Source organism: Ideonella azotifigens, from assembly GCF_006519715.1.
GTDB classification, from domain to species: domain Bacteria; phylum Pseudomonadota; class Gammaproteobacteria; order Burkholderiales; family Burkholderiaceae_C; genus Ideonella; species Ideonella azotifigens.
This window is the reverse complement of sequence record NZ_VIDT01000543.1, coordinates 1-3808: the sequence shown is the minus strand read 5'-3', so window position 1 is coordinate 3808 and position 3808 is coordinate 1. Positions and strand designations below refer to the sequence as shown.

Genomic DNA, 3808 nt, shown 5'->3' with positions numbered 1-3808 from the left:
AAACCCGCTGCAAGCAGCGTGGCTGCACTGGCCGCCGTCGAGGCTGCAAGCAAACCGCAACCGGCCGCTTCGGCGGGCCTGGACCCGGCTGGCCCGCTGCAACTGCATGCGCGCCAGGATTCCTGGATCGAGGTCATTGATGGCAGCGGCAAGACGCTGCTCGCGCGCACCGTGGCCGCCGGCGATACCGTGGGGCTGAGCGGGGCTTTCCCGATGCGTGTGAAGATCGGCAATGCCGTCGGCACCGACTTGACGCTGCGCGGCAAGCCGATCGAGTTGCAATCGCTGACGCGGGACAACGTGGTCCGCCTCGAGCTGAAATAGGTTGATGAAGATGACTGAGCAAGCCGCGCGTGATCAGGTCGAGGTGCCCGACGACAGAGCCCCCATCCCCGTGCTGAGCCCGCTGGCGCGCCGCAGCCGCCAGGCCCGCGTGGCCTGGGGATCGCACGTGGTGACGGTGGGCGGCGATGCGCCTGTGCGCGTGCAATCCATGACCAACACCGACACCGTGGACGTCATCGGCACCGCCATCCAGGTCAAGGAGCTGGCGATTGCCGGCTCGGAGATGGTGCGCATCACGGTCAACACGCCCGAGGCCGCTGCCGCAGTGCCGCACATCCGCGAGCAGCTGGACCGCATGGGCATTGACGTGCCGCTGGTGGGCGACTTCCATTACAACGGCCACCGCCTGCTGACCGAGCATCCGGCCTGCGCCGAGACGCTGTCGAAGTACCGCATCAACCCCGGCAACGTGGGCAAGGGCGAGAAGGGCGACAAGCAGTTCGCGCAGATGATCGAGGCCGCCTGCCGCTACGACAAGGCGGTGCGCATCGGCGTCAACTGGGGCAGCCTGGACCAGGAGGTGATGGCCGCGCTGATGGACACCAACAGCCACCGCGCCAAGCCCTGGGACGTGAAGCAGGTGATGTACGAGGCGCTGATCCAGTCGGCGCTGGATTCCGCCCGCGACGCGCAGTCCATCGGCCTGTCGGCCAACCAGATCATCATCAGCTGCAAGGTCAGCGGCGTGCAGGACCTGATCTCGGTCTACACCGCGCTGGCGCAGCGTTGCGACTACGCGCTGCATCTGGGCCTGACCGAAGCCGGCATGGGCACCAAGGGCACGGTGGCCTCGGCCACGGCACTGTCGGTGCTGCTGCAGCAAGGCATTGGCGACACCATCCGTGTCTCGCTGACGCCGCAGCCCGGCGAGGCGCGCACGCAAGAGGTCGTGGTCGCGCTGGAAATCCTGCAGTCGCTGGGCCTGCGCAGCTTCAATCCCAGCGTCACCGCCTGCCCCGGCTGTGGCCGCACCACCAGCACCACCTTCCAGGAGCTGGCCAAGCAGATCGACGACTACCTGCGTGCGCAGATGCCGGTCTGGAAGTCGCGCTATCCGGGCGTCGAGAGCATGAAGGTCGCCGTGATGGGCTGCATCGTCAACGGCCCGGGTGAGAGCAAGCATGCCGACATCGGCATCAGCCTGCCTGGCACCGGCGAAGCGCCGGCCGCGCCTGTCTTCATCGACGGTGAAAAGGCCATGACGCTGCGCGGCGAGGGCATTGCCACCGAGTTCCAGACGGTGGTCGAGCAGTACATCGAGCGCCGCTACGGCAGCGTGACAGCCGCGCATTGACGCTGCCACGCGCCTTCGCTCGCTGACCCTGCGCGGCCTGGCCGCGCAAGCTTTACATGACTTTGCCGAGCCCACTTTCGGGGCTCAGGCTGCCATTTCTGTTGCAAACCACCATGAGCAAGACCCTACAGGCCATCAAGGGGATGAACGACATCCTGCCGGGCAGCGTGACCCGCAAGGACAAGCTGCCCGACTCGGCGCTGTGGCACTGGTTCGAGTCCACCGTGCGCTCGGTGCTGGCGCGTTATGGCTACCAGTACATCCTGACGCCCATCGTCGAACCCACCGCGCTGTTCGTGCGCGGCCTGGGCGAGGTGACCGACATCGTCGAGAAGGAGATGTACTCCTTCACCGACTCGATGAACGGTGACCAGCTCACGCTGCGCCCCGAGGCGACCGCCGGCATCGTGCGCGCAATGGTCGAGCACAACGCGCTCTACAACGGCCCGCTGCGGCTGTGGACCCTGGGCGCGATGTTCCGCCACGAGCGGCCGCAGAAGGGCCGCTACCGCCAGTTCCACCAGTTGGACGTGGAGGCGCTGGGCTTTGCCGGTCCTGACGTGGACGCCGAGCTGATCCTGCTGGTGCGCCGGCTGTGGAAGGAGCTGGGTCTGGTGGAGGGTGACCACGTGCGCCTGGAGCTGAACAGCCTGGGCCAGCCGGCAGAACGTGCGGCGCACCGCGCTGCCTTGATCGCCCACTTCGAAGCCCACGCCGAGCTGCTGGACGAAGATGCCAAGCGCCGCTTGCACAGCAATCCGCTGCGCATCCTGGACACCAAGAATCCGGCAATGCAGGCAATGGTGGAAGCCGCGCCCAAGCTGATGGATTTCCTCGGTGAAGAGACGCTGGCGCACTTCAATGCGGTGCGCGCGATCCTTGACGCCGCCGGCCTCGAATACCGCGTCAACACCCGCCTGGTGCGCGGCATGGACTACTACAACCTGACCGTCTTCGAGTGGGTCACCGACCACCTGGGCTCGCAGGGCACGGTGTGCGGCGGTGGCCGCTACGACGGGCTGATCGAGCAGTTGGGCGGCAAGAGCGCGCCAGCGGTGGGTTTTGGCCTGGGCATCGAGCGGCTGCTGCTGCTGATCCAGGAACTGGGCCTGCCGGTGCCAAGCGGCGCGGCGGACGCCTATGCAGTGATCCCTGATGCTGCAGCGCTGCCGCAGGTGCTGCCGGTGCTCGAAGCCTTGCGTGCCGAAGGCGTGGCGGTGCAGATGCATGCGGGTGGCGGCAACATGAAATCGCAGTTCAAGAAGGCCGATGCCAGCGGTGCCCGCTACGCGCTGGTGTTCGGTGCCGACGAGTTGAGCCAGGGCCAGGTCACGCTGAAGCCGTTGCGCGAGGCGGGGGAACAAAGCCTGCAGCCGCTGGCCGATGTGAAGCACTGGGCCGGGCTGCTGCGCGGGCCTGCAGGCAACGCATAATCCGCAGTTGGCGCCTGAAGCTTCGAGCGCCAACTGCATCCCAAAACGCCCTGGCCCTGCCGGGTTCCGATTTCTATGCCCGCCTCGCGTGGGCCGTGTTCATGGCAAGCAATCTCGACCTTCAGGAACAAGAACAACTCGACGAGCTCAAGGCGTTCTGGAAGCAGTATGGCAACCTGATCACCTGGACGCTGACGCTGGTGCTGGCCGGCTTCGCCGGCTGGAACGGCTGGAACTACTACCAGCGTGACCAGGCCGCCAAGGCCGGCACCATGTTCGATGAACTTGACCATGCCGTGCAGGCCGGCGACGCCGCCAAGGCCGCACTGGTCTTCAATGACCTGAAGCAGCGCTTCCCGCGCACCACCTTCGCCCAGCAAGGCGGCCTGCTGGCGGCGCATGTCCAGGCCGACAAGGGCCAGGCCGATGCCGCGCAGGCCACGCTCGAGTGGGTGGCCACGCAGGCCAGCGACGACGACTACCAGGCACTGGCACACCTGCGCCTGGCCGCGCTGCTGATCGACAAGAAGGCCTATGACGAAGCACTGAAGCAGGTTGATGCCGTGAAGTCGCCCGAATTCGCCGCGCTGGCCGACGACAGGCGTGGCGACGTGCTGATGGCCCAGGGCAAGACGGCCGAGGCCGTGGCCGCCTGGCAGAAGGCCTGGAAGGCGATGGATGAGAAGCAGGACTACCGCCGCGTGATCGACGCCAAGCTGACCGCCCAGGCCGCCGC

The 3808-nt window shown here is 66.8% G+C and carries 4 protein-coding genes; all 4 read left to right on the top strand.

Features of this window, described 5'->3' with window-relative positions; genetic code table 11:
* Window positions 1-324 (top strand): DUF4115 domain-containing protein (locus FKP22_RS23710; RefSeq protein WP_211361548.1); only part of this gene is annotated, 324 nt, incomplete at its 5' end.
* Window positions 325-334: 10 nt separating this feature from the next.
* On the top strand, window positions 335-1639 hold the full coding sequence (ispG, locus tag FKP22_RS23705; RefSeq protein ID WP_141290135.1) for a flavodoxin-dependent (E)-4-hydroxy-3-methylbut-2-enyl-diphosphate synthase: 1305 nt from the start codon (window positions 335-337) through the stop codon (window positions 1637-1639).
* 113 nt (window positions 1640-1752) lie between these two features.
* Window positions 1753-3072, top strand: coding sequence for a histidine--tRNA ligase (gene hisS / locus FKP22_RS23700; RefSeq protein ID WP_141290134.1), 1320 nt, complete (start codon window positions 1753-1755; stop codon window positions 3070-3072).
* A 101-nt stretch (window positions 3073-3173) separates the two neighbouring features.
* Window positions 3174-3808: YfgM family protein (locus tag FKP22_RS23695; RefSeq protein WP_141290133.1), on the top strand; the 635-nt coding region annotated here is incomplete at its 3' end.

Excerpts from the sequence above, each read along its gene's own strand:
- ispG (WP_141290135.1), top strand. The coding sequence starts at position 335 with ATGACTGAGCAAGCCGCGCGTGATCAGGTCGAGGTGCCCGACGACAGA.
- hisS (WP_141290134.1), top strand. The coding sequence starts at position 1,753 with ATGAGCAAGACCCTACAGGCCATCAAGGGGATGAACGACATCCTGCCG.